21 protein-coding genes are annotated in these 24,400 nt (G+C 71.0%); 11 read left to right on the top strand and 10 right to left on the bottom strand.

Features of this window, described 5'->3' with window-relative positions; all coding sequences use genetic code 11:
- Positions 1-9: 9 nt before the first annotated feature.
- From QQS16_RS28580 to QQS16_RS28550, 7 genes are all read left to right on the top strand, one after another.
- Positions 10-1,584 carry a purple acid phosphatase family protein gene (locus QQS16_RS28580; protein WP_286066488.1) on the top strand — a complete coding sequence of 525 codons (1,575 nt, stop codon included), beginning with the start codon at positions 10-12 and terminating at the stop codon, positions 1,582-1,584.
- Between the two features lie 387 nt (positions 1,585-1,971).
- Positions 1,972-2,583, top strand: a complete 612-nt coding sequence (locus QQS16_RS28575) for a type 2 periplasmic-binding domain-containing protein (RefSeq protein ID WP_286064894.1) — start codon at positions 1,972-1,974, stop codon at positions 2,581-2,583.
- Position 2,584: 1 nt separating this feature from the next.
- Positions 2,585-3,313, top strand: coding sequence for a cupin domain-containing protein (locus QQS16_RS28570; RefSeq protein ID WP_286064893.1), 729 nt, complete (start codon positions 2,585-2,587; stop codon positions 3,311-3,313).
- Between the two features lie 150 nt (positions 3,314-3,463).
- The gene (locus tag QQS16_RS28565) at positions 3,464-4,741 is read left to right on the top strand and encodes an MFS transporter (protein ID WP_286064892.1); all 1,278 of its coding nucleotides are present in this window, start codon (positions 3,464-3,466) and stop codon (positions 4,739-4,741) included.
- On the top strand, positions 4,738-5,922 hold the full coding sequence (locus QQS16_RS28560) for an aminotransferase class I/II-fold pyridoxal phosphate-dependent enzyme (RefSeq protein ID WP_286064891.1): 1,185 nt from the start codon (positions 4,738-4,740) through the stop codon (positions 5,920-5,922). Before QQS16_RS28565 ends, QQS16_RS28560 begins: the two co-directional genes overlap by 4 nt.
- A gap of 67 nt (positions 5,923-5,989) precedes the next feature.
- Positions 5,990-6,292, top strand: a complete 303-nt coding sequence (locus QQS16_RS28555; RefSeq protein WP_286064890.1) for a chorismate mutase — start codon at positions 5,990-5,992, stop codon at positions 6,290-6,292.
- The gene (locus QQS16_RS28550) at positions 6,289-6,582 is read left to right on the top strand and encodes a Dabb family protein (RefSeq protein ID WP_286064889.1); all 294 of its coding nucleotides are present in this window, start codon (positions 6,289-6,291) and stop codon (positions 6,580-6,582) included. Before QQS16_RS28555 ends, QQS16_RS28550 begins: the two co-directional genes overlap by 4 nt.
- A 69-nt stretch (positions 6,583-6,651) precedes the next feature.
- Here the strand turns inward: QQS16_RS28550 and QQS16_RS28545 are convergent, their stop codons facing one another.
- From QQS16_RS28545 to QQS16_RS28535, 3 genes are all read right to left on the bottom strand, one after another.
- Complete coding sequence (locus QQS16_RS28545; RefSeq protein ID WP_286064888.1) at positions 6,652-6,789, bottom strand: hypothetical protein; 138 nt, start codon at positions 6,787-6,789, stop codon at positions 6,652-6,654.
- A gap of 375 nt (positions 6,790-7,164) precedes the next feature.
- Positions 7,165-8,796 carry an L-glutamate gamma-semialdehyde dehydrogenase gene (pruA, locus tag QQS16_RS28540; protein WP_286064887.1) on the bottom strand — a complete coding sequence of 544 codons (1,632 nt, stop codon included), beginning with the start codon at positions 8,794-8,796 and terminating at the stop codon, positions 7,165-7,167.
- A gap of 36 nt (positions 8,797-8,832) precedes the next feature.
- Complete coding sequence (locus tag QQS16_RS28535; protein ID WP_286064886.1) at positions 8,833-9,759, bottom strand: proline dehydrogenase family protein; 927 nt, start codon at positions 9,757-9,759, stop codon at positions 8,833-8,835.
- A 142-nt stretch (positions 9,760-9,901) separates the two neighbouring features.
- On the opposite strand from QQS16_RS28535, the gene QQS16_RS28530 reads away from it, so the two are divergent.
- Positions 9,902-11,203, top strand: coding sequence for a PucR family transcriptional regulator (locus tag QQS16_RS28530; RefSeq protein WP_286064885.1), 1,302 nt, complete (start codon positions 9,902-9,904; stop codon positions 11,201-11,203).
- Positions 11,204-11,245: 42 nt separating this feature from the next.
- Positions 11,246-11,554 carry a hypothetical protein gene (locus QQS16_RS28525; RefSeq protein ID WP_353479694.1) on the top strand — a complete coding sequence of 103 codons (309 nt, stop codon included), beginning with the start codon at positions 11,246-11,248 and terminating at the stop codon, positions 11,552-11,554.
- Positions 11,555-11,742: 188 nt separating this feature from the next.
- On the opposite strand, the gene serA is transcribed toward QQS16_RS28525, so the two are convergent.
- From serA to QQS16_RS28495, 6 genes are all read right to left on the bottom strand, one after another.
- Positions 11,743-13,332 (bottom strand): phosphoglycerate dehydrogenase, encoded by a 1,590-nt coding sequence (serA, locus tag QQS16_RS28520; RefSeq protein ID WP_286064884.1) that lies wholly within the window; start codon positions 13,330-13,332, stop codon positions 11,743-11,745.
- A 213-nt stretch (positions 13,333-13,545) separates the two neighbouring features.
- A complete protein-coding gene (gene ilvC / locus QQS16_RS28515; protein ID WP_286064883.1) occupies positions 13,546-14,547 on the bottom strand; it encodes a ketol-acid reductoisomerase in 1,002 nt (333 codons plus the stop codon).
- A 129-nt stretch (positions 14,548-14,676) separates the two neighbouring features.
- Positions 14,677-15,201 carry an acetolactate synthase small subunit gene (ilvN, locus tag QQS16_RS28510; protein ID WP_286064882.1) on the bottom strand — a complete coding sequence of 175 codons (525 nt, stop codon included), beginning with the start codon at positions 15,199-15,201 and terminating at the stop codon, positions 14,677-14,679.
- Positions 15,202-15,221: 20 nt separating this feature from the next.
- On the bottom strand, positions 15,222-17,090 hold the full coding sequence (locus QQS16_RS28505) for an acetolactate synthase large subunit (protein ID WP_286064881.1): 1,869 nt from the start codon (positions 17,088-17,090) through the stop codon (positions 15,222-15,224).
- A gap of 238 nt (positions 17,091-17,328) precedes the next feature.
- Entirely contained in the window at positions 17,329-20,334 is a 3,006-nt protein-coding gene (locus QQS16_RS28500; protein ID WP_286064880.1) for a putative bifunctional diguanylate cyclase/phosphodiesterase, read from the bottom strand.
- 477 nt (positions 20,335-20,811) lie between these two features.
- Positions 20,812-21,765: a 2-hydroxyacid dehydrogenase gene (locus tag QQS16_RS28495; protein ID WP_286064879.1), complete on the bottom strand. Its 954-nt coding sequence runs from the start codon at positions 21,763-21,765 to the stop codon at positions 20,812-20,814.
- A 74-nt stretch (positions 21,766-21,839) separates the two neighbouring features.
- Between QQS16_RS28495 and QQS16_RS28490 the strand changes: the two genes are divergently transcribed.
- Positions 21,840-22,844, top strand: a complete 1,005-nt coding sequence (locus tag QQS16_RS28490) for an aldo/keto reductase (RefSeq protein WP_286064878.1) — start codon at positions 21,840-21,842, stop codon at positions 22,842-22,844.
- A 171-nt stretch (positions 22,845-23,015) separates the two neighbouring features.
- Positions 23,016-24,170, top strand: coding sequence for a PQQ-dependent sugar dehydrogenase (locus QQS16_RS28485; RefSeq protein WP_286066487.1), 1,155 nt, complete (start codon positions 23,016-23,018; stop codon positions 24,168-24,170).
- 36 nt (positions 24,171-24,206) lie between these two features.
- Here the strand turns inward: QQS16_RS28485 and QQS16_RS28480 are convergent, their stop codons facing one another.
- The gene (locus QQS16_RS28480) at positions 24,207-24,395 is read right to left on the bottom strand and encodes a DUF6191 domain-containing protein (protein ID WP_286064877.1); all 189 of its coding nucleotides are present in this window, start codon (positions 24,393-24,395) and stop codon (positions 24,207-24,209) included.
- Between the last annotated feature and the right edge of the window lie 5 nt (positions 24,396-24,400).

Genomic DNA, 24,400 nt, shown 5'->3' with positions numbered 1-24,400 from the left:
TTCACCCTCATGGAGACCCCCGACTGCGGCGTTCCGCATCAGCTCGCCCGCCGGATGAGCATGGCCGAGCAGTACGAGTACCTGCGGACCAGGCTGTCCCGGCGCCGCGCACTGGTGACGGCGGGCGCGGTGGCCGGCGGGGCGCTGACGGGCTGCTCGGGCGACGGCGCCCCGGGCACGGCCACGCGTGCGGGGGCCACGGCCGCCTCGCCGTCCGCGTCCCGGGTGCACGGCTCGGCCGTCGTGCCGTTCGGCCGGCATCTCGCCTTCGGCGCCGACCCGAGGACCCGGATGCGGATCTCCTGGCAGGTGCCGCTCGCGGTGCGCCGGCCCTTCGTCCGGATCGGCACCCGGCCCGACGAGCTGGGCCGCAGAATTGATGCCGAGGTGCGTGACCTGCACACACCGGGCGTCAGCGGGGTGCGGCCGGCGCTCGACCAGTTCTACGTGCACGCGGCGCTGGACGGCCTGCTCCCCGGCACCACGTACTACTACGGCGTCGGCCACGACGGCTTCGACCCGGCCTCGCCCGACCACCGGTCCACCATCGGCTCCTTCCGCACGGCACCGGCGACCCCGGAGCGGTTCGTCTTCACCGCCTTCGGCGACCAGGGCGTGAGCCGGGCCGCCGCGGCCAACGACGACCTCCTGCTGCGCCGCGAGCCCGCCTTCCACCTCCACGCGGGCGACATCTGCTACGCGAACGGCACCGGCCGGGGCGGGAGGACGGACGGCTACGACCCCGGTTACTGGGACCTGTTCCTCAAGCAGAACGAGCCGGTGGCGGCGTCCGTCCCGTGGATGGTGACGACCGGGAACCACGACATGGAGGCCTGGTACTCACCGGACGGCTACGGCGGCCAGCTGGCCCGCTGGTCCCTCCCGGACAACGGCTCCGACCCCCGCACCGCGCCGGGCGTCTACGCCTTCACGTACGGCAACGTCGCCTTCGTGGCCCTGGACGCGAACGACGTCTCGTACGAGATCCCCGCCAACCTCGGCCACACGGGCGGGAGGCAGACGGCGTGGCTGGACAGGAAGCTGGCCGGGCTGCGGGCGGACGCCTCGGTGGACTTCATCGTCGTCTTCTTCCACCACTGCGCCTACTCGACCTCCTCGCACGCCTCCGACGGGGGCGTGCGGGAGCAGTGGCTGCCGCTGTTCGCCAAGCACCAGGTGGACCTGGTGATCAACGGACACAACCACGTCTACGAGCGCACGGACGCCATCCGCGACGGCGAGGTGGGCAGGCCGGTCCCGATCGGCGCGTCGACCGACCCGACGCGCGACGGGATCGTGTACGTGACCGCGGGCGGCGGTGGCAGGGACCTGTACGGCTTTCCGGCGGGTGTGCCGGAGAGCTACGAGGGGCACGTCCGGGACCGCGAGTCCGTGGAGTCCTTCCACTGGACGCGGTCGCAGGAGTCCGCGAAGGAGACCGTGCGGTGGTCCCGGGTGCGCTATCGCGGCTTCTCCTTCCTCTCGGTGGAGGCGGAGAGCGGCCCGCGCCCGAGGCTGACGGTGTCGGCGCTGGCGCAGAACGGGGAGCGAATCGACCACTTCGAGGTCCGGCGCGGCACCTGAGCCCGCGCCGCATCGCGTGGGCCGCGGCGAGCGGGCGCCGCCTTTGAGGCGTCCCTCTTTGGACATCCGCGTGTCTCGCGCCGGTGCGTGCGACAGAGGAAATCGGCACGGTTGCGCAATGCCGCCGACGGCGGTGAGTACCCGTGTGATTCAGCGACAAACAACATAACTCTGTGTCGCCGTTTCGCTCACGGACGCACCAGGTCAGAGAAATGATCCGTACGCCTGTCGCATTGGGTGATGTGCGCGTCGGCTCGAGAGGGCGACGGCCCGAAAGAAGCGACACTTTTTGACGTCCTCAGGAACCGGATGGATACCATGCGGTCATCTGGTCGGGCTCCGGAGATGTGGGCTGCGACTGCCCGTCACCCGAAGGGGGATTGGAGTATGGAAATACTCCGGATTCCGGATGTCGAAAGGCAAGAGCTGATCGCACGCATTCCCGGCGAGGAACAACGCCGCTTACAGCTCGGGACGCTGGGGCCGGCCGGGACCAGCAGTGAGTACGTGGCCCGGATGATGTCGCGCAATGTCGCGGACGGCGGGCGCCTGCGGATCGTTCTGGAGGACACGTACGAGCGGTGCGTGGACGCGCTCACCGAAGGCCGGCTCGATCTGGTCCTGGTCGCCCACGCCTACCCCGGCATCAACGCCTTCTACATGCATCCCGGGCTGGAACCGGCCAGCGTCTTCCGCGGGTGCACCCCGGAGTACGGCCTGGCCATCCGGGACGACTTCGCCTTCCGCGAGGAACTGCTCGACAGCGAGACCGTCGTGTCGCACCCCGCGCCCATTCCGCTGCTGCGCTACCACCTCGGCCGGCCCCTGCACATGGCCACCGTGGACTCCACCAGCCAGGCGGCCTGCGATGTGGCGGACGGCCGGTACAACGTCGCCATCACGAACGAGGAGGCGGCCAGGCAGCACCACCTCAAGTTCGTCTACAAGTTCGACCGGATCCCCATGACATGGACCGTCTTCGCGAGGAGGAACGGCTGACATGACCACCCAGGTGCAGGAACGACGCTACTTCCCCGTCTCCGACGTGGCCCTCCACGACAACGGCGTGCGGGTGGAGTCCTACTGGCGCGACGGCACGGAGGTGCGGGTCTCCGTCATACCGCCCGGAGCCCAGGTGCCGGACCGCCTCAGCGGGCAGGCGCAGGTCGCCATGGTCGCCCAGGGCCGGATCTCCGCGACGGCCGGGGAGGTCACCCGGCTGATGGAACCCGAGCGCCACGTCTGCGTGGCCCCTCCGGGGGTCGCCTTCTCGGCGGTGAATCCCACCGACTCCGAAGCGGTCCTGGTCGAGCTGAGGCGCAACAACCCCGGGGAGGCCTACCCCGCGCCGAGCGACTACTTCCTCGAACCGTTCGAATCGCGCAAGTTCGTCGGGATGGACGTCACGTTCTTCGTCGCCGACTGGATCGAGCTGATGATCGCCGACATCCCGGGCGGCGGCGAGATGCCCTATCACCGGCACTCCCATGAACAGATAGGGATCTGCCTGGAAGGGCGCTACGACATGACGGTCGAGGAATCCAGCCACGAGTTACGGTTCGGCGGCACATATTTCTGCGCGAGCCAGGAGGGGCACGGCGCGGTGAATCCGCACGCCGAGGTGGCGCGCTCCGTCAATATTTTCATCCCGCCTCGCTATCACCGGGTTCCCGGCCAGAAAGCCAAGCGGGAGAACGAGCGGGACAGCGGGCGGGAAACCGAACGGTAAAACCGCGAGAAGAGGGGCGATCGGGCTCCGAAAGACCACCCACGTCATTTCCGGTGAGTCATCGAGCCCTCCTGGCGGGCAGTTGAGATGTGCGTGAGAGCGGACCCGGTCCGCTGACCGTTGTATCCGGCGTGGGAAGGGCTTGCTGGAGTGTCGCACCAACCGAACAGCGGGAAGAACCCGGTCGGCTTCCCCCTGCTGACGGTCTCCGGGCTGATGGCGGGGATCTTCACGGTCGGCTCGGAGGAACTGGTCGTCTCACCGCTGCTGGTGCGCATGGCCACGTCGTTCGACACGACCGTCGGTGTCATGGCGCTGTCGGTCAGTGTCTACGGCGCCGCGACGGCGCTCGGCGCGCTGGTCTTCGCGCCCCTCGGCGACCGGGTGTCGCGCCGGCTCAGCCTGGCGGTCGGGATGGCGGTGTTCATCCTGGGCACGGTGCTCTGCGCGTGCGCCACGGGGACGGGCGTGTTCTTCGTGGGCCGGGCGCTGGCCGGCCTGGCGGCGGGCGCGTTCGTCCCCACCGCCTACGCCTTCGTCGGCGACCGGATCCCGTACGAGCACCGCGCCAGGACCATGGGCGTCCTGGTGTCGAGCTGGTCGCTCGCGCTCGTGCTGGGCGTGCCGATGGGCGCCTTCGTCGGGCAGTGGGTGGGCTGGCGGTGGACCTTCGGCCTGTTGTCGCTGCTCGGTGTCCTCGTCCTGCTGGTGATGCTCCGCGTCGGCGGCGAACGGCGGACCGGCACCGAGGACCCCGCGGCGCCGCGGCAGGACCCGGAGCCGTCGGCGGGATGGACCCGGTCCGCGGCCCGGGCCTTCCTGGCGCCGCGGGTGCCGGCGTACGTGCTGGCGACCTTCCTGGTGATGCTGGGCTGGTACGGGATGTACACGTTCCTCGGCACCGCCCTGGAGTACCGGTACGCCTCCGGAAGCTCCCTGACCGGCGTCATGATCCTGCTGTACGGGCTGGGTTTCGCGTCGAGCTTCGTCACGGGCAGGTTCGCCGACCGGCTGGGCAAGGAGCGCGTCCTGACCGTCGCGCTGGCGGGGCTGGTGCCCGCGCTGGTGGGCGTGCCGCTCCTCATCCACTGGACGGCGCCGCTGGCGGTGTGCCTCTTCGTCTGGGGCATTCTGCAGAGCCTGGTCGTCACCCTGCTCAGCACGCTGCTCAGCGAGAGTTCACAGCGCCACCGGGGAACCATCCTGGCCTTCTACAGCCTCGCGACCAACCTCGCCGTGGCCGTGGGGGCCGCCGCGCTCGCCCCCTTGTTCACGGCACACGGCTTCCTCGCCGTGGGATGCGCCTGCGCCGGTGTCACCGCCGTCGCCGCCGGCCTGAGCGGATGGACGTCCCGGGCGGCAACCGGCAGCCCCGAGCCCGTGGCGGTGTCCCGGGTCCGGGGCGCAAGCGAAGGGGAGGACACGTGAGGACCGAGTGGGCAGACCGGCTCCGGAGCCTGCCGAGGAGTTCGTTCGCGACCACCGGGGTCAGGGTCGACGACCTGGTCAGGTCGGGTGAGGACGTCATCAACCTGTGCCAGGGAAACCCCGACCTGCCGACGCCGGCGCACATCGTCGAGGCGCTCCGCACGGAGGTGCTCGACCCCGTCACCCACCGCTATCCGGCCTTTTCCGGGCTGCTCGAACTCAAGGACGCCATCAGCGCCTGGTACGCGACGCGGCACGGGGTGCGGCTGGCCCCGGAGACCGAGGTGGCGATCCTGTTCGGCGCGAAGGCCGGCCTCGTCGAGATCAGTCAGTGTTTCCTGAACCCGGGCGACGTGTGCCTGATGCCCGACCCGGCATTCCCCGACTACTGGGCGGGCGTGGTCCTCGCCCGTGCCCACATGCACCCCCTCCCGCTCCTGCGGGAGAACGGCTTCCTGCCCGACTACGCCGCCCTGGACCCGGCCACCCGCGAGCGGGCCAAGCTGATGTTCCTCAACTACCCCAACAACCCGACCTCGGTGACGGCCCCGCGCGGGTTCTACGAGGACACCGTCCGGTTCGCCGCCGAGCACGGCGTGATCGTGGCGTCCGACTTCGCCTACGGGGCCCTGGGCCTCGACGGGCGGACCCCCGTCTCCTTCCTGGAGACGGCCGGCGCCAAGGACGTGGGCGTGGAGTTCATCTCCCTGTCGAAGACCTTCAACATGGCCGGATGGCGGATCGGTGCCGTGGTCGGACACCGTGATGTCATCGCCGCGATCAATCTCCTCCAGGAGCACTACTACGTCTCGCTCCCCCCGTTCATCCAGCGGGCGGCGGTCGCGGCCCTCACCGGACCCCAGGACAGCGTCCGGCACCTGGTGACGACGTACGAACGGCGTCGGGACGTCTTCCTGGACGGACTGAGGGACTCCGCGTGGTCCCTCGACACACCCCGCTCGATCTTCGCCTGGCTGCCGGTACCGCCCGGCGCCGGGGGATCCGTCGCGTTCGCCGACGAGTTGCTGTCGCGCGCCCACGTGGCGGTGGCCCCCGGCCGCTGGTTCGGCGAGCACGGCGAGGGCTACGTCCGCGTGAGCCTGCTCGCTCCGGAGGAGCGGCTCCGGGAGGCGGCCCGGCGCCTGGCCGACTTCCCTGCCCGCGCACCGATGAACCGATGAACCGATGACACCGACGAAACCGACGAAACCGACGACACCGATCAAGTGGCCGAAAGGGAATCCCGTCATGACCGAGATGGTCGACAACACCTCCCGCATCCGACTGGAGCGCGACGCGATCGACGCGATCGACGCGCACATCATCGAACTGCTCACCCAGCGCGCCCGGGTGTCCTCGGGCATCCAGAAGATCCGCACCGACTCCGGCGGCCCACGCACGGTGTTCACCCGGGAGATGGAGATACTCGGCCGCTACCGCGACGGTCTCGGCGAACACGGGACCCAGATCGCGATGAGCGTCCTCAAACTGTGCCGGGGCGCCGGCGCGTTACAGCCCGCCGCCGCGCGATCCGCGGGTGCCCCGTCGTGATCCGGCACGTCGTCCTGTTCCGGTTCAAGTCCGGGGTGGACTGGGCCGATCCGCGGGCCACGGGAGCGGAACGCACCGCCGCCCAGGTGGGCAGCGAGGTGCCGGAACTGCGCGAGTGGCGTTACGGGCGCAACGTGTCCACCCGGGACATCGCCTACGACTTCCTGGTCGAAGGGCTCCTGGACGACATGAAGGCGGTGGACCGCTATCTCGTCCATCCCTTCCACCAGCAGGCGATCCGCCAGTGGAAGGAGATCAGCGACTGGGTCATGGTCGACGTCGAGGAGTGACCTGCCGGGGTCCGTCCCCTGTCCCGCGGGCGGGAACGCCCGGAGAACGACCTCTGGAGAGAACGACTTCTAGGCGCTGTGGCCGGTCGAGCCGCCGTTGTCGCGGCGGTCGAGGGCGCGCTGGAGCGCGGCGGCGGCGTTCTTGCGGTCCGACTCGCTCGTACGGGAGAGGTGACGGACTCGACGGCGGGCGGTCGTCTCGGCCATGGGGAATCGACTCCTTCGAGATTCCTGCAGCGGGAAGTTACGAGACGCCGGAAGGGGCGGGGAGCGGTGCCGCAGGGGTTGCCTGCACGGGGCCCGGCTCACGACCGCCATTCGCTTGATCGAGCGAGACGTTCGGCTCCTACAAAGCTAAGCGAGGACGGCGCATCTGTCTCCACAATTACTTGGGCTTCCTACTATCTGAGACGGCCCATCGCCTCCAGCCCCTCTGGCCTGCGGTTCACGGCAGGGGCAGAAAGCAGCGCCGCCGCCCGGCTGCCGGAATCCCGGTCGCGGGCACGCGAACACAGCACAACACTCGAACACGCGGACGGGCCGGATCGGTGAGGATCCGGCCCGTCCGTGTGCGGGGGTGTGTCAGCCCATGTGCGGGTAGCGGTAATCGGTCGGCGGAGCCAGGGTCTCCTTGATGGCGCGGGTCAGGGTCCAGCGCATCAGGTTCTGCGGGGCGCCCGCCTTGTCGTTGGTGCCGGAGGCACGGCCACCGCCGAAGGGCTGCTGGCCGACGACGGCTCCGGTCGACTTGTCGTTGATGTAGAAGTTGCCGGCCGCGTAGCGGAGCCGGTCCATCGTGTACGCCGCCGCCGCGCGGTCGTTGGCGATGACCGAGCCGGTCAGGGCGTAGGCGGACACCGACTCCATCTGGGTCAGCATCTCCTCGTACCGGTCGTCCTCGTAGACGTGCACGGCGAGGATCGGACCGAAGTACTCGGTGGTGAAGACCTCGCTCTCCGGGTCGTCGCACTCGATGACGGTCGGCCGGACGAAGTAGCCGACCGCGTCGTCGTAGGAGCCGCCGGCGACGATCGTGCAGGCCGGGTCGGCCTTCGCACGGTCGATGGCGGCCTTGTTCTTGGCGAAGGCACGCTCGTCGATGACCGCGCCGACGAAGTTCGACAGGTCGGTGACGTCACCCATGGCGATGCCGTCGACCTCGGCGGCGAACTCCTCCCTGAACCCGGAGTTCCAGATGGACGCCGGGAGGTACGCGCGGGAGGTCGCGCTGCACTTCTGGCCCTGGTACTCGAAGGCACCCCGGGTCAGCGCCGTCTTCAGCACCGCGCGGTCGGCGCTCGGGTGGGCGACGACGAAGTCCTTGCCGCCGGTCTCACCGACCAGGCGCGGGTAGGAGCGGTACTTCTCGATGTTGGCGCCGACCGTCTTCCACAGGTACTGGAAGGTCTTGGTCGAGCCGGTGAAGTGGATGCCGGCGAGCTCACGGTGCTCCAGGGCGACCTCGGAGACCTCGATGCCGTCGCCGGTCACGAGGTTGATGACGCCCTTGGGCAGACCGGCCTCCTCCAGCAGCCGCATGAGCAGCACGGCGGCGTGGGTCTGGGTCGGCGAGGGCTTCCAGACGACGACGTTGCCCATGAGGGCCGGGGCCGTCGGCAGGTTGCCCGCGATGGCGGTGAAGTTGAACGGCGTGATCGCGTAGACGAAGCCTTCGAGGGGGCGGTGGTCGAGGCGGTTCCAGACGCCCGGCGCGTTGGCCGGCGGCTGCTCGGCGAGCAGGTCACGGGCGTACTTGACGTTGAAGCGCCAGAAGTCGACCAGCTCGCAGGGGGTGTCGATCTCCGCCTGCTGGGCGGTCTTCGACTGGCCGAGCATGGTGGAGGCGGCCAGCGTCTCGCGCCAGGGCCCGGCCAGCAGCTCGGCCGCGCGCAGGATGATCGCCGCGCGGTCGTCGAAGGCCATCGCGCGCCAGGCGGGCGCGGCGGCGAGGGCCGCGTCGATGGCGTCCTGGGCGTCCTGCCGGGTGGCGTTGCCGTACGTCCCGAGGCGGGCCTTGTGGTTGTGCGGCTGCACGACGTCGACCCGCTCACCGCCGCCCAGCCGCTTCTCGCCGCCGATGGTGCAGGGCAGGTCGATCGGGTTGTCGGCCAGTTCCCTGAGCCTGGCCTCCAGCCGGGCCCGCTCGGGCGAGCCGGGAGCGTAGCCGCGCACCGGCTCGTTGACGGGGGTGGGGACCTGGGTCACAGCGTCCATGGTGTCCGTAACTCCTTAGTGAGCGGTGTTTCGGGCTCAGCCCTTGGTGAGGATCGAGCGGGCGAAGAAGCGGAGGTTGGCCGGCTTCTCCGCGAGGCGGCGCATGAAGTAGCCGTACCAGTCGGTGCCGTAGGCGGTGTAGACGCGCATCCGGTGGCCCTCGGCCGCGAGCCGCAGATGCTCGTCGCCGCGGATGCCGTACAGCATCTGGAACTCGTACTCGTCGGGCTTGCGGCCGGCCTGCCGGGCGAGTTCCTGGGCGATGGAGATCAGGCGCGGGTCGTGGGACCCGATCATCGGGTATCCCTCGCCCTCCATCAGGATCCGCAGGATCCGCACGTACGCCCGGTCGATCTCGTGCTTGTGCTGGTGGGCGACCTCGGCGGGCTCCTTGTACGCCCCCTTCACCAGCCGTACCCGGCTGCCGCTGCCGGCGAGACGGCGGGCGTCGGCCTCGGTGCGGAAGAGGTAGGCCTGGATGACGCAGCCGGTCTGCGGGAAGTCCTTCCGCAGTTCCTCGTGGATGGCGAACATCGAGTCGAGGGTGGTGTGGTCCTCCGCGTCGAGCGTGACGGTCGTCCCGATGGCGGCTGCGGCCTCCACCACCGGACGGACGTTGGCGAGGGCCAGCTCGTGCCCTCCGGGGAGGGCCTGGCCGAACATCGAGAGCTTCACCGACATCTCGGCGCGCGTGCCCAGCTCCAGTCCCTTGAGCCGGTCGACGAGTTCCAGGTAGGCGTCCCGGGCGGCGGCGGCCTGCCCGGGCGTGGTGATGTCCTCGCCGACGACGTCCAGCGTCAGCTCCAGGCCCTGGTCCGTGAGCTCCCGGACGATCGGCACGATCTCGTCGACGGTCTCACCGGGGATGAAGCGGTCGACCACCTGCCTGGTCACCGGAGCCGCCGAGATCAGACGTCGCATCCGGTCGCTGCGCGACGCGGCGAGAATCACGGGACCCAGCACGGGGCACCTCCACATACCAACCCGGACGAGGCCGATCCCCTCTGGCGGGGAGCGGCACGGAGAACCACCGTGAAACCTAAGGATCCCTCCGATCGTCGGCCATCGACAGCTGTCACGCATCCGTGCCGCAGATCTCAGACAGATGTATGAAGACCGCCCGGAACTGCGGGACAATGCCCGGGTGACGTCGGACTACAGGGACCACAAGGGCGACTACCAGGAGCTGGTCGACGAGATCTCGGAGCTTCTCGGCGCCCCGGCGACCCTGGAGAACCGGGACTTCGAACTGCTCGCCTTCGGGGCGTACGACAGCGAGGGCGAGCTGGACGCCGCGGCGCTGGACCCGGTGCGCACCCGCTCGATCCTGACCCGCCGCTCGACGGCGGCCGTCCGCGCGTGGTTCGAGGGCTTCGGCATCACCCGGGCGACCGGCCCGGTCCGCATCCCGCCGGCTCCGGAGGCGGGGGTGTACCGCGGCCGGGTCTGCCTCCCCGTCCGGCACCGGGGGGTCGCCCTCGGGTACGTCTGGCTCCTGGACGACGATCCCGGCCCCACCGCCCGGCAGCTGGCGGCGGCGATGGAGGTGACGGCCCGCGTCGGCGCGCTGCTCGCGGACGAGGCGCAGCACGGGGCGGACCTCTCGCGGGAACTGCGCGCGGTCCTCACCGCCGAGCGCGACTGGCAGCGGGACATGGCCGTCGCCGAACTCCGTACCGCGCTCGGCCCGCGCGCGGACACCGTGCACGCGGTGGTCTGCGTGACCCCCTGGCCCTCGGCCGCCCCGGAGGACGCCCCGTCGGTCCGCACGGTGCCGGGCGCGACGGCCCTCTGCCTGCTCCCGTGGGACACGACGGCCCACTCCCTCGCCCTGCTGATGCGCCTGCGCTCGGCGGACACCCTGACACCGGCGACCTCGGCGGCGGGCCGGCTGCTGGAGCGGGCGCGGGAGGAGAGCGGGGCGGGCCCCGGCGACAGTCCGCCGGCTCCGGGCACCGCCACCGGCTCCGGGCCGCCGTCCTCCCGGACACCCTCCGGCCCCGCCGCCGGTGTCTCCCTCCCCCGCACCGGTCTCGCCGAGCTGGGCACCGCCTGGCGCCAGGCCTCCGCCGCCGCCCGTGCCGCCCTGGCCGAACCGCGGTTCGGGCCGGTCGCCGCGTGGGCGTCCATCGGCCCGTACCGGCTGCTGGCCGCCCTGCCCCCGCACCCGGACCCCGACCCCGCCGTCCAGGCCCTCCTCTCCCCCGCGCACCGCGAACTGGCCCGCACCGCCGAGGTCTACCTCGACCGCGCCGGCCAGGCAGCCCGCACGGCGGCCGAACTGGGCATCCACCGGCAGACCCTGTACTACCGCCTCTCCCGCGTGGAGAAGCTCACCGGCCTCGATCTCGACGACGGCGAGGACCGCCTGCTGCTGCACATGGCGCTGAAAGGGGCACGGCTGTGACCGCCCGCGCACGCCCTCCGGGGTGACTGTCGGGGTCGTTTCGTGGGGCAGGAGTCGACCACCCAGCCGGAGCGCGAACTCCGCCCCTTCCGGCCACGCGTGCGGCCCGTCTTCCAGGACCGCTACGGCTCCTTCGGCCCCCGGCACCGCACCCGTGACGCGGTGGCACCGCTGAAGGCGCAGGGCCGCTGGACCGCCGCCGACGACCCCGCCCGGGTGGCCGGACTCCTCGACCGGGTCGGCCTCGCCCCCTCGTACGGCGACCGCGGGAGGCGTTCACCGGCGGGATGCAGGGAGCGGCCGTCGCCGGGGCGGTGGTCCTCGCCGGGGCGGCGGGGCCGGCGGCGGTGACGCTGCGGGGCGTCGAGGTGCGCGAGGAGGCGCCGGGACCGGAGAAGGCGGCGGTCTGAGACGGAACGCGAACCGGGAGCGCGCGAGAACACCAGAACGCCGGACGGGCCGGCAGCAACCGGCCCGTCCGGCGTTCAGGACGGCATGCGGGGCGACAGCGTCCGGGAGCGGCCCCCGGACGCCGCGCCTCAGACCAGGTTCACCGCACGAGCCGACGTGGCGCCGATCTCCTCGGCGACCTCGGTCAGCACTCCGGCGGGCACGGTGTCGTCGACGGTCAGCACCGCCAGCGCCTCGCCGCCGGCCGCCGCGCGGGCGACCTGCATACCGGCGATGTTGATACCGGCCTCGCCGAAGACGCGGCCCACCGTGCCGACGACGCCCGGACGGTCCTCGTACCGCAGGACGACCATGTGGTCGGCGAGCGCGAGGTCGACGTCGTACTCACCGACCGCGACCAGCTTCTGCAGGTGCTTCGGGCCGGCCAGGGTGCCGGAGACCGACACCTCCTCGCCGCTGCCGAGCGTGCCGCGCACGGTCACCACGTTGCGGTGGTCGGCCGACTCCGAGCTGGTCGTCAGCCGCACCTCGACACCGCGCTCCTGCGCGAACAGCGGGGCGTTGACGTACGACACCGTCTCGTCGACGACGTCCTCGAAGACACCCTTGAGGGCGGACAGCTCCAGCACCTTCACGTCGTGCTGGGTGATCTCGCCGTACACCTCGACGTCGAGACGGACGGCTACCTCGCTCGCGAGCGCGGTGAAGATCCGGCCCAGGCGCTCGGCGAGCGGCAGGCCCGGCTTGACGTCCTCGGCGATGACGCCGCCCTGGACGTTCACCGCGTCCGGGACCAGCTCACCGGCGAGCGCGAGCCGCACCGACCGGGCGACGGCGATACCGGCCTTCTCCTGCGCCTCGTCCGTCGACGCGCCGAGGTGCGGGGTGGCCACGACCTGGTCGAACTCGAACAGCGGGGAGTCCGTGCAGGGCTCCTTCGTGTACACGTCGAGACCGGCGCCTGCCACCCGGCCCTCCTTGAGGGCGGAGTACAGCGCCTCCTCGTCGACGATCCCGCCGCGCGCGGCGTTGACGATCCGCACGCCGGGCTTGACCTTGCGCAGCGCCTCGTCGCCGATCAGGCCGAGCGTCTCGGGGGTCTTCGGCAGGTGGACGGTGATGAAGTCGGAGACCTCGAGCAGCTCGTCCAGCGACAGCACCTTGACGCCCATCTGCGCGGCCCGTGCGGGCTGCACGTAGGGGTCGTAGGCGACGACCTTCATGCCGAACGCGGACATGCGCTGGGCGACGAGCGCGCCGATGCGGCCCAGACCCACGACACCGAGGGTCTTCTCGGCCAGCTCCACGCCCGTGTACTTGCTCCGCTTCCACTCGCCGTTCTTGAGCGCGGCGTTGGCCTGCGGAATGTTGCGCGCGGTGGCGAGCAGAAGACCGCAGGCCAGCTCCGCCGCGGTCACGATGTTGGAGGTGGGGGCGTTGACGACCATCACGCCGGCCTTGGTGGCGGCGGACACGTCGACGTTGTCCAGGCCGACGCCGGCTCGTGCGACGACCTTCAGCTTGCGGGCGGCGGCGACGGCCTCGGCGTCGACCTTGGTGGCCGAGCGGATCAGGATCGCGTCGACGTCGGCGATGGCGGGGAGCAGTTCGGCCCGGTCCGCGCCGTTGCAGTGCCGGATCTCGAAGTCCGGCCCCAGAGCGTCCACGGTGGCGGGCGACAGCTCTTCAGCGATGAGTACGACAGGTTTCGAGCTCACGTGAGTCCTCACAAGTCCAAGCGGACGGCCGTCCCGACGGCCGCAGGCGGTGGAGGGGTGCTAGCCGCGTGGAAGACGCACGACGCTGTGGGCCTGACGCGTATGTAGTACGGCAGTGTAGTGGCGTGGCGGAGGTCGTCCCGCGCCTGTACGGAAGGATCACCCGGACGGGCAAGGTCCGGCCGCGACGGACGCCACGGCCGGACCATGACGTCAGGCCTCCTCGTCGTTCACCCAGCTCATGAGCTTGCGCAGCTCCTTGCCCGTGGTCTCCAGCAGGTGCTCGGAGTCCTGGGTCTTGTACTCGTTGTACTTCTTCAGACCGCCGTGGTACTCGTCCATCCAGGCCTGGGCGAAGGTGCCGTCCTGGATCTCACCGAGGATCTTCTTCATCTCGGCCTTGGTGGCGTCCGTGATGATCCGCGGACCGGTGACGTAGTCGCCCCACTCGGCGGTCTCGGAGATCGACCAGCGCATCTTCTCCAGGCCGCCCTCGTACATGAGGTCGACGATCAGCTTCAGCTCGTGCAGGCACTCGAAGTAGGCGATCTCCGGCTGGTAGCCCGCCTCGGTCAGCGTCTCGAAGCCCGCCTTGACCAGCGCGGCCGTACCACCGCAGAGGACGGCCTGCTCACCGAACAGGTCGGTCTCGGTCTCCTCGGTGAACGTCGTCTTGATGACGCCGGCGCGGGTGCCGCCGATGCCCTTCGCGTACGACAGGGCCAGCGCGAAGGCGTCGCCGGTGGCGTCCTGCTCGACGGCCGCGATACAGGGAACGCCGCGGCCCTCCTCGTACTGGCGGCGGACCAGGTGGCCCGGGCCCTTCGGGGCGACCATGCAGACGTCCACGCCGGCCGGGGGCTTGATGAAGCCGAAGCGGATGTTCAGGCCGTGGCCGAAGAACAGCGCGTCGCCGTCCTTGAGGTTGTCCTTGATGGACTCCTCGTAGACCTGGGCCTGGATCGGGTCCGGCACCAGGATCATGATGACGTCGGCCTCGGCGGCGGCCTCCGACGGCGTCACCACACGCAGGCCCTGCTCCTCGGCCTTCGCCCTGGACTTGGAGCCCTCGTGCAGACCGACACGCACGTCGACACCCGAGTCACGGAGCGACAGCGCGTGGGCGTGGCCCTGGCTGCCGTAACCGATGACCGCGACCTTGCGGCCCTGGATGATGGACAGGTCGGCGTCGGCGTCGTAGAACAGCTCGGCCACTTTGGGTTCTCTCCTTGGTGTGCAGGTGTTGCGTCCCACCGTATGACGGAGGGCGGAAGGCGGGTTGCGGGGTCTCGGTATACGGGCGGCCGACGAGTACCGGCCGCCCGGCCGTGGAGGAGGTACTGCTTACGCCGAGCGGTCCAGGGCGCGCAGCGACCGGTCCGTGATGGAACGGGCACCGCGCCCGATCGCGATGGTGCCGGACTGCACTAGCTCCTTGATGCCGTACGGCTCGAGCATCTTCAGCATCGCCTCCAGCTTGTCACTGGAGCCGGTCGCCTCGATGGTGACGGCCTCCGGGGAGACGTCGACCGTCTTGGCGCGGAACAGCTGGACGATCTCGACGATCTGCGAGCGCGTCTCGTTGTCGGCGCGCACCTTCACCAGAACGAGTTCGCGCTGAACGGCCGAACCCGGCTCCAGTTCGACGATCTTCAGCACGTTGACGAGCTTGTTGAGCTGCTTGGTCACCTGTTCCAGCGGCAGGTCCTCGACCCCCACGACGATGGTGATGCGGGAGATGTCGGGGTGCTCGGTGACACCGACGGCGAGCGAGTCGATGTTGAAACCGCGGCGGGAGAACAGGGCGGCGATCCGGGCGAGGATTCCGGGCGTGTTCTCCACCAGGACGGAGAGCGTGTGCTTGGACATGTCTCTTGGGTCTTCCTCGCTCAGTCGTCTTCGTTGTCGCCGAAGTCGGGGCGGACGTCCCGGGCGGCCATGATCTCGTCGTTGGAGGTGCCTGCGGCGACCATCGGCCACACCATCGCGTCCTCGTGGACGATGAAGTCGACGACGACCGGGCGGTCGTTGATCGAGTTCGCCTCCTCGATGACCTTGTCGAGGTCCTCCGGGGACTCGCAGCGGATCGCGTAGCAGCCCATGGCCTCCGACAGCTTCACGAAGTCGGGGACGCGGGTGCCGGCGCTGGGCTGCTTGCCGTCCGCCTCCGGGCCGCTGTGCAGCACGGTGTTGGAGTAGCGCTGGTTGTAGAAGAGGGTCTGCCACTGGCGGACCATCCCGAGGGCGCCGTTGTTGATGATGGCGACCTTGATCGGGATGTTGTTCAGGGCGCAGGTGGTGAGCTCCTGATTGGTCATCTGGAAGCAGCCGTCGCCGTCGATCGCCCAGACCGTCTGGCCCGGGGCTCCGGCCTTGGCGCCCATCGCGGCCGGGACCGCGTAGCCCATCGTCCCGGCGCCGCCGGAGTTCAGCCAGGTCGCGGGCTTCTCGTACTGGATGTAGTGCGCGGCCCACATCTGGTGCTGGCCGACGCCCGCCGCGAAGATCGTGCCCTGCGGCGCGAGCTGCCCGATGCGCTCGATGACCTGCTGCGGCGAGAGCGAGCCGTTGTCCGGCTGGTCGTAGCCCAGCGGGTACGTCTCGCGCCAGCGGTTGAGGTCCTTCCACCAGGCCGCGTACCGGGACCTGGCGGCCTCGCCCTGCTGACCCTCGCTGTGCTCCTTCTGCACCGCCTGGACCAGGTCGGCGAGGACCTCGCGGGCGTCCCCGACGATCGGCACGTCGGCGGCGCGGTTCTTGCCGATCTCCGCCGGGTCGATGTCGGCGTGGACGATCCTGGCGTTGGGTGCGAAGCTGTCCAGCTTGCCGGTGACGCGGTCGTCGAAGCGGGCTCCGAGGGCGACGATCAGGTCGGCCTTCTGCAGCGCGGTGACGGCGGTGACCGCACCGTGCATGCCCGGCATTCCCACGTGCAGCGGGTGGCTGTCGGGGAATGCGCCGAGCGCCATCAGGGTGGTGGTGACGGGCGCTCCGGTGAGTTCCGCGAGGACCTTCAGCTCGGCGGTGGCCCGGGCCTTCAGGACGCCGCCGCCGACGTAGAGGACGGGGCGCTTCGCGGAGGTGATCAGCTTGGCCGCCTCGCGGATCTGCTTCGCGTGCGGCTTGGTGACCGGACGGTAGCCGGGCAGGTCCATGACCGGCGGCCAGGAGAAGACGGTCCGCGCCTGGAGGGCGTCCTTGGCGATGTCGACGAGGACCGGGCCGGGGCGGCCGGTGGCGGCGATGTGGAACGCCTGCGCGATCACCCGGGGGATGTCCTCGGCCTTGGTGACCAGGAAGTTGTGCTTGGTGATCGGCATGGTGATGCCGACGATGTCCGCCTCCTGGAAGGCGTCCGTGCCGATCGCCTTCGAGGCCACCTGCCCGGTGATCGCGACCAGCGGCACCGAGTCCATGTGGGCGTCCGCGATCGGCGTCACCAGGTTCGTCGCGCCGGGACCCGAGGTCGCCATGCAGACGCCCACCTTGCCGGTGGCCTGCGCGTAGCCGGTGGCCGCGTGGCCGGCGCCCTGCTCGTGCCGGACCAGGACGTGGCGCACCCGGGTGGAGTCCATCAGCGGGTCGTAGGCCGGGAGGATCGCACCACCGGGGATACCGAATACCGTGTCGGCGCCGACCTCCTCGAGAGAGCGGATGAGGGACTGCGCGCCCGTGACGTGCTCGGGGGCGGACTGTCCTCCGGATCGGGGCCGCGGCTGCGGGTGATGGGCCCCGGTGGCCTGCTCGGTCATCGGCATTCTCTTCTCGATGCTGAGGGTTTTTGCGAGGTTTGCGCGGTGTTCGTCTGTTGCGCGGACGGTGTCCGTGCAACAAAAAACCCCTCGTGCCATAAGGCAAGCGAGGGGAGCGCGCCGGGTGGAGTCGCTGGGAGGTGCCGGGTCCGTCCGGACATCACCAGCGTCAGCCGACGCGCTTTCCAAGTACGAGAATTCGGGTGCGCATGGCACTGACCCTCCCCCCGGCACACACCCACTGTCAAGTGGGTGGGACGGGAGTCTCATTATGTGAGCGCAGGGCCGTCCCGCCGCCGAGCACCGCGGGCACGCCACTGGTGTACACCCCCGCGCCGCCACCCGCGAACGCGGGCTCGGCCGGGCCGTGCGGCACCGGATAGCGGCCGGAACTCAGGGCCCGGCGCAGCCGGTACTCGTCCAGCGGACCCGAGAACGCCATGCCCTGCCCGTGCGTGCAGCCCATCGCGCGCAGCGCCACGACCTGCTCCGGAAGGTCCACGCCGTCCGCGACGGACCGCAGCCCGAGATCGCCGGCGATGCGCAGCAGCCCGCTGGTGATCTTGTGCAGCCGCGCGGACTCGACGACGCCCTCGACCAGACCGCGGTCGAGTCTCAGTACGTCGACGGGGAGCCGCCGCAGGGCCGTGATGGCCGCGTATCCCGTGCCGAAGCCGTCCAGGGCGATCCGGACGCCCAGCCTGCGCAGCGCGCTCAGCCGGCGCTCCAGCTCCTCCATGGGGACCCGGGGATCGAGGTCGGACAGCTCGATCACCAGGGACCCGGACGGCAGCCCGTGCCGGGTCAGCAGGGCCTCTATCGAGCTGAGCGGCATCGAGCGGTCCAGCAGCCGACGTGCGCCCATCCGGACCGCCACCGGTACGGCCAGCCCGGTCGCGGCCCGCTCGGCGGCCTGTTCCACGGCCTTCTCCAGCATCCAGCGGCCCAGCTCGGCGGTCTTGTCGCTGTCCTCGGCCACCCGCAGGAACTCCGCGGGTGTGAACAGCACGCCCTGGGAGGAGCGCCAGCGCGCCTGGGCGCACACCGATGCGATCCGGCCGTCCCCGAGGCACACCACCGGCTGGTGCAGCAGCGTGAACTCGCCGTCGTTCAGCGCGGCACGCAGCCGCGTGGCCAGCTCCGCCTTCCGTACGACGTCCTGCTGCATCTGGGGGGCGTACAGCTCGACGCGGCCCTTGCCGCCCGCCTTGGCGCGGTACATCGCCAGGTCGGCGTTGCGCAGCAGTTCGCCCGCGCCGAGGCCCGGTTCGGCGAAGGCGACGCCGATGGACGCGTTGACCCGGACATCGTTGCCGTCGATGAGGTACGGCTGCGAGAGCGTGGTCCTGAGGCGTTCGGCGAGCTCCAGTATGTGGCGTTCACGGGCGGCCCGGTCACGGGTGCCGTCGCCGACGATCAGGGCCGCGAACTCGTCGCCGCCGAGACGGGAGGCCGTGTCCCCGTGCCGGACCGCGTCCTGGAGTCTGCGGGCGGCCTGGACGAGCAGTTCGTCCCCGGCCTGGTGCCCGATCGTGTCGTTGACGGCCTTGAAGCCGTCGAGGTCGATGAAGAGGACGGCCGTGCCGCGCAGGGCGGCGCCCCGGTCGGAGGAGCGGCGGCCGGACAGGGCCTGCTGGACGCGCCGGGTGAACAGGGCGCGGTTGGGCAGGTCGGTCAGCGGGTCGTGCTCGGCGTTGTGCTGGAGCTGCGCCTGGAGGCGCACCCGTTCGGTCACGTCCCGGCTGTTGAAGATGAGGCCGCCGTGATGCCGGTTGACGGTGGACTCGACGTTGAGCCAGCCGTCGTCGCCGGAGCGGAAGCGGCATTCGATGCGGGTGGTGGGTTCCTCCTGGGGGCTGGCGGCGAGGAAGCGGCGGACCTCGTGCACCACGCAGCCCAGGTCCTCCGGGTGGATGAGCGCGGCCAGTTCCGTCCCGACGAGTTCCTCCGCCGGGCGTCCGTAGACCCCTGCGGCGGCCGGGGAGACGTAGCGGAGGATGCCGTTGGGCGCGGCGATCATGATGACGTCGCTGGAGCCCTGCACCAGGGAGCGGAAGTGGTTCTCCTTCTGCGCCAGTTCCTGGGTGAGGGTGATGTTGTCGAGCAGCATGATGCCCTGGCGCACCACGAGGGCGAGCACCACGGTGCCGCCGGTCAGGAGCACCACACGGTCGACGCTGCGGCCGTTGAGGACGTTGTAGAGGATGCCCAGGGTGCAGACGGCGGCGGCGAGATAGGGCGTGAGGGCGGCCAGCGAACCCGCGATCGGCCGGGCGGCCGGATACCGGCTGTGATCCCCTCCCGGCGCGGGCGGGTGGTGGTGCGGGGCGATGTGCTGTCCGGGCAGGTGGCCGCGTACCACGCGCGTGTGCCCGGGTGGCTGCGGCCTGGCGGTGTCGGCTCCGGAGCGCGGGGCGGCCCAGGGGGCGTACGCGAGCAGCAGCGAGCCGGCGAACCAGCCCGCGTCGAGCAGTTGGCCGGAGCGGTAGCTGTGGTGCAGCAGCGGTGAGGTGAACAGGGCGTCGCACATCACGGTCAGGGCGAGCGCGCCGATCGCGGTGTTCACCGCCGTGCGGTTGCCCGAGGAGCGCCGGAAGTGCAGTGCGAGCACCATGCTGATCAGGGCGATGTCCAGCAGCGGGTACGCCAGTGAGAGCGCGGCGCTGGACACGCTGCGCCCCTCGGACCTGGCGGCCTGCGCCAGGGCGAGGCTCCAGGAGAGCGTGAGCAGGGAGCCGCCGATCAGCCAGGCGTCCAGGCCGAGGCAGACCCAGCCCGCCTTCGTCACGGGCCGCTTGGCGAGCACCAGCAGACCCACGATCGCGGGCGGCGCGAAGCACAGGAAGAACAGGTCGGCATAGCTGGGCGTCGGGACCTCGACTCCCAGGACGACCTCGTACCATCCCCAGACCAGGTTGCCGAGGGCCGCCATCGTGGAGGAGAGGCCGAACAGCATCCAGGCGGGCCGGAAGCGGATACGGCGGTTGCGGGCGTAGAGGAAGCAGGACACGGCCGCGGCGCCCGCCGCGGCGCTCAGCCCGAAGTCGCCCATGATCAGCGCGACTTGCTGCGAGCCCCAGCCGACCGCGGAACCGATGGCGTATGCCGCGCAGACCAGGGCCAGAAGGAGTTGGCGGGCCAGGCCGGACCCGCCGCCGGCGGCCGAGGGGCGGGTCGGTGACGCCCCCGGCGCGCGCCTGACCGGCACCACCGAGTCGAGGGTGGTCGTGGAGGACGGGGGCGAACTCACCGGGCCCTCCCGGTCCGCGCCGCTCGGGGGTCCCGCGGATCCCGCTGCGCCGGGTGCGCGTGCCTCCTGCGGCCGCTGTGCCTGCGGTGGTGCGAGCTGTGATGGTGATGGCTGGGATGTCCGGCATGACCGCCGAACCGGCCGCCGTGGTGACCGCGTCTGCGCGCGGCCGTGTGCCCGGGTCGCCGTCGGCGGCTCCGCCGCGTCGGATCGTTCGTCCATAGGCCGTGCATCGCCCGTCGCCCCCCTCACAGTCTGAAACGTCCATCCCCGGCGCCGAAGAGTGCGCGGCGCAGCCCCTGTCGGGACGATACACCAGTCTCGTCACTCAGGGACATAGTTCCTCTACGCTCCGTGACGATCAGCGGAGGCGCGGGCACGGACCGCGTCCGGAGGGTTGCGGAGGGTGCCGGAAACGGATGACGCCCCGTCGCGCCCGTCGCGCGGATCGCGCGCTCGGGGCCCGGCCCGCGGGCGTCAGGCGCCGGTTGTACCCGTCGTGAGGATCACGTTGCGCAGCGGCTCCCGGTTCACGAAACGGCTCAACTGGTCCACGAGGAGCCGTTTGGCGCGCGGCAGGAACGCGGACGTGGGTCCGCCGACGTGCGGGCTGACGAGCACGCCGGGCGCCTTCCACAGGGGGTGGCCCGGGGGCAGCGGTTCGGGGTCGGTGACGTCGAGGGCGGCGCTGAGGCGGCCGTTGTCCAGTTCGGCGAGCAGCGCCTTGGTGTCGACGACGGGACCGCGGGCGACGTTGACCAGCAGCGCGCCGTCCTTCATGCGGGCCAGGAAGTCGGCGTCGACCAGGTGGCGGGTGGCCTCGGTGAGCGGCGTGGACAGGACCACGACGTCCGCCTCCGGCAGCAGGGAGGGGAGCTGGGTGAGCGGATGCACCGGTCCGCGCGCCGTGGTGCGCTCGGAGCGCGCGACGCGCGCCACCCGCGCGACCTCGAACGGAACGAGCCGGTCCTCGATCGCCGACCCGATCGAGCCGTAGCCCACGATGAGGATGTTCTTGTCGGCCAGCGCCGGCCGGAACCCGCCGCGCCACTCCCCGCGGTCCTGGGCGCGGACGAAGTCCGGTACGCCGCGCAGCGAGGCGAGGATCAGCGTCAGCGTGAGTTCGGCGGTGCTCGCCTCGTGCACCCCGCGTGCGTTGCACAGCCGCACGCCGGGCCTCAGGTGCCGCAGACCCGGCTCGACGACGTCGGTGCCGGCCGACAGCGTCTGCACGACCTGCACGGAACTCAGGTACGGCACGGGCCGCAGGACCACCTCGGCGGGCCGCATGTAGGGGACGACGTAGTAGACGCAGTCGGCCGGATCGGCGGGAAAGTCCTCCTCGCCGTTCCAGAAGCGGTAGTTCGGGCCCTCGGGAAGCCCCTCGATCTCCTCCGGCGGCACCGGAAGCCACACGTCAGCAGCAGTCATGGTCAGGAGGCTATGTCAGGCGCCCGGAGCCGCAGAGGTTAGGTTGGGGGCAGGAGAGGGAGGGTCACGGGCAGGTGGAGCGCAGGACGATCGGCGCGGCGGCGCTCGCGGTGGGGGCCGTCGGACTCGGATGCATGCCGATGAGCTGGGCGTACAGCGGATCACGGCAGCGCGGCGAGGAGTCGCTCAGGGCCGTGCACCGGGCGCTGGACCTGGGCTCGACGCTCCTGGACACGGCCGACATGTACGGGCCGTTCACCAACGAGCTGCTGATCGGGCGGGCGTTGAAGGAACGGCGCCAGGACGCGTTCGTGTCCACCAAGGTGGGACTGCTGGTGGGTGAGCAGCACATCGTGGCCAACGGCCGCCCCGGGTACGTGAGAAGGGCCTGCGACGCCTCCCTGCGACGGCTCCAGACGGACGTGATCGACCTCTACCAGCTCCATCGTGCGGACCCGGAGGTTCCGGTCGAGGAGACCTGGGGCGCGATGGCCGACCTCGTCCAGGCCGGAAAAGTACGGTCGTTGGGGCTGTGCGCGGTGGGCGCCCGGGCCGGCCGCCGGTCCGCCGCCGGGGCGGGGCTGCACGACGTGACGCTGCGGCAACTGCGGCGGGTGCAGCAGGTGTTCCCGGTGAGCGCGGTGCAGGCGGAGCTGTCGGTGTGGTCCCCGGAGGCCACGCAGGCGCTGCTGCCCTGGTGCGAGGCGCGCGGGATCGGCTTCCTGGCCGCGATGCCCCTCGGCAACGGCTTCCTGACCGGCACGCTCACCCCGGGCGAGGGGTTCGAACCGGACGACGTGCGCGCCCGTCACCCCCGTTTCACCGCGGAGATGATGGCCGCGAACCAGCCGATCGTGGTCGGTCTGCGCCGCGTGGCCCGCCGCCACGGGGAGGACGTCACCCCGGCGCAGGTCGCCCTGGCCTGGGTCCTGGCGCAGGGACACCACGTGGTCCCGGTGCCCGGCGCGAAGCGGGAGCGCTGGGTCACGGAGAACGCGCGGGCGGCGGCACTGCGGCTGACCGCGCGGGACCTGGCGGAGCTGGCGGACCTGCCGCGGGCGCAGGGGTCCTGGGAGTAGGACCGTGGCACGGCCGGTCTTCGCGCGCCGGAGTTCGTATGGGCTTGCGGTGATCGGGAACCTGTGAGGCGCGAGCGGTGTATGAACAGTAGAACCGCCGGTGGAACCCGCCGGGAGAACCTGCCGCGAGACCGCCCCGTCGAAGGGACCAAGATCGTGCAACGTCGAGCTGTGTCGGCCGTGCTGGCCGCGGCCGCGCTCCTGCTGACGGCGGGCTGCTCCTCCGAAGGCGGGGGCGGTGGATCGCCGTCCGTCGGCGGAAGCACGGCACCCGTCCCCACGGCGTCCGGGTCGTCGCCCACCGAGCAGGCCGCCGAGCGGACCCCTCCCGCCAAGGGCTCGGTGAAGGTGCTCCGCACCGTCGCCGAGGGCCTGAGCACCCCGTGGGGCGTGGCCCCGCTGCCGGAGGGCGACCTGCTGGTCTCCTCCCGCGACGAGGCCACGATCACGCGGGTCGACGGGGCGTCGGGCAAGAAGACCGAGCTGGGCGAGGTGCCGGGGGTCTCACCGGCCGGCGAGGGCGGCCTCATGGGCCTCGCGCTCTCCCCGGACTACGCCTCGGACCACATGGTCTACGCGTACTTCACTTCGGCCTCCGACAACCGCGTCGTGCGGATGCTGTACGACGAGAGGAAACCGGCCGGGGAGCAGCTGGGCGCCCCCGACACGATCTTCAAGGGCATCCCCAAGGGCTACATCCACAACGGAGGCCGGATCGCCTTCGGCCCGGACAAGATGCTGTACGCGGGCACGGGCGAGAGCGGTGACACGGGCCTGTCCCAGGACACCAAGTCCCCGGGCGGCAAGATCCTGCGCATGACCCCGGAGGGCGAGCCGGCGCCGGGCAACCCCTTCCCGGACTCCGCCGTGTACTCGTACGGCCACCGCAATGTGCAGGGCCTCGCCTGGGACGACAAGCAACGCCTGTTCGCCGCGGAGTTCGGGCAGGACACCTGGGACGAGCTGAACGCGATCGAGCCGGGCGGCAACTACGGCTGGCCGGAGGCCGAGGGCACGTCGGACGACGCCGAGTACCGCGATCCGACAGCCCAGTGGGGCACGGACGACGCCTCGCCCAGCGGCATCGCCTACGCCGAGGGTTCCGTCTGGATGGCGGGCCTGAAGGGTCAGCGCCTGTGGCGGGTCCCCCTGAACGGCACGGAGGCCTCGGCCGACCCGCAGGCCTTCCTCGAGAGCGAGTACGGCCGGCTGCGCACGGTGGTGTCGGCGGGCGGCGACAAGCTGTGGCTGGTGACCAGCAACACGGACGGCCGGGGAGACCCGAGGGACGGGGACGACCGGATCCTGGAGATACAGGTCAGCTAGGGCCCTGATCCGGACGCCGTTCCCCGGTCCCGGCCCTCACTCCGGCGAGGACTCCTCCTCGTCCGGCTGCTGCGGTCGTACGACGACCTTTCCGGACGTGAGGTCTATCGGTCCGCGTCCGGGGTCGCCGTCCCCGACGTCCTCGCGGGTCAGCTCCAGCCGGTTCTGCTCGTCGCGGGTGTGCTTGCGGCCGGGTGCGAACAGTTCCTCGAACATGTTGAACACGGCGC

This window comes from Streptomyces sp. ALI-76-A (genome assembly GCF_030287445.1).
In the GTDB taxonomy this organism is placed as follows: Bacteria; Actinomycetota; Actinomycetes; order Streptomycetales; family Streptomycetaceae; genus Streptomyces.
This window is presented reverse-complemented; position numbering and strand designations above follow the sequence as displayed.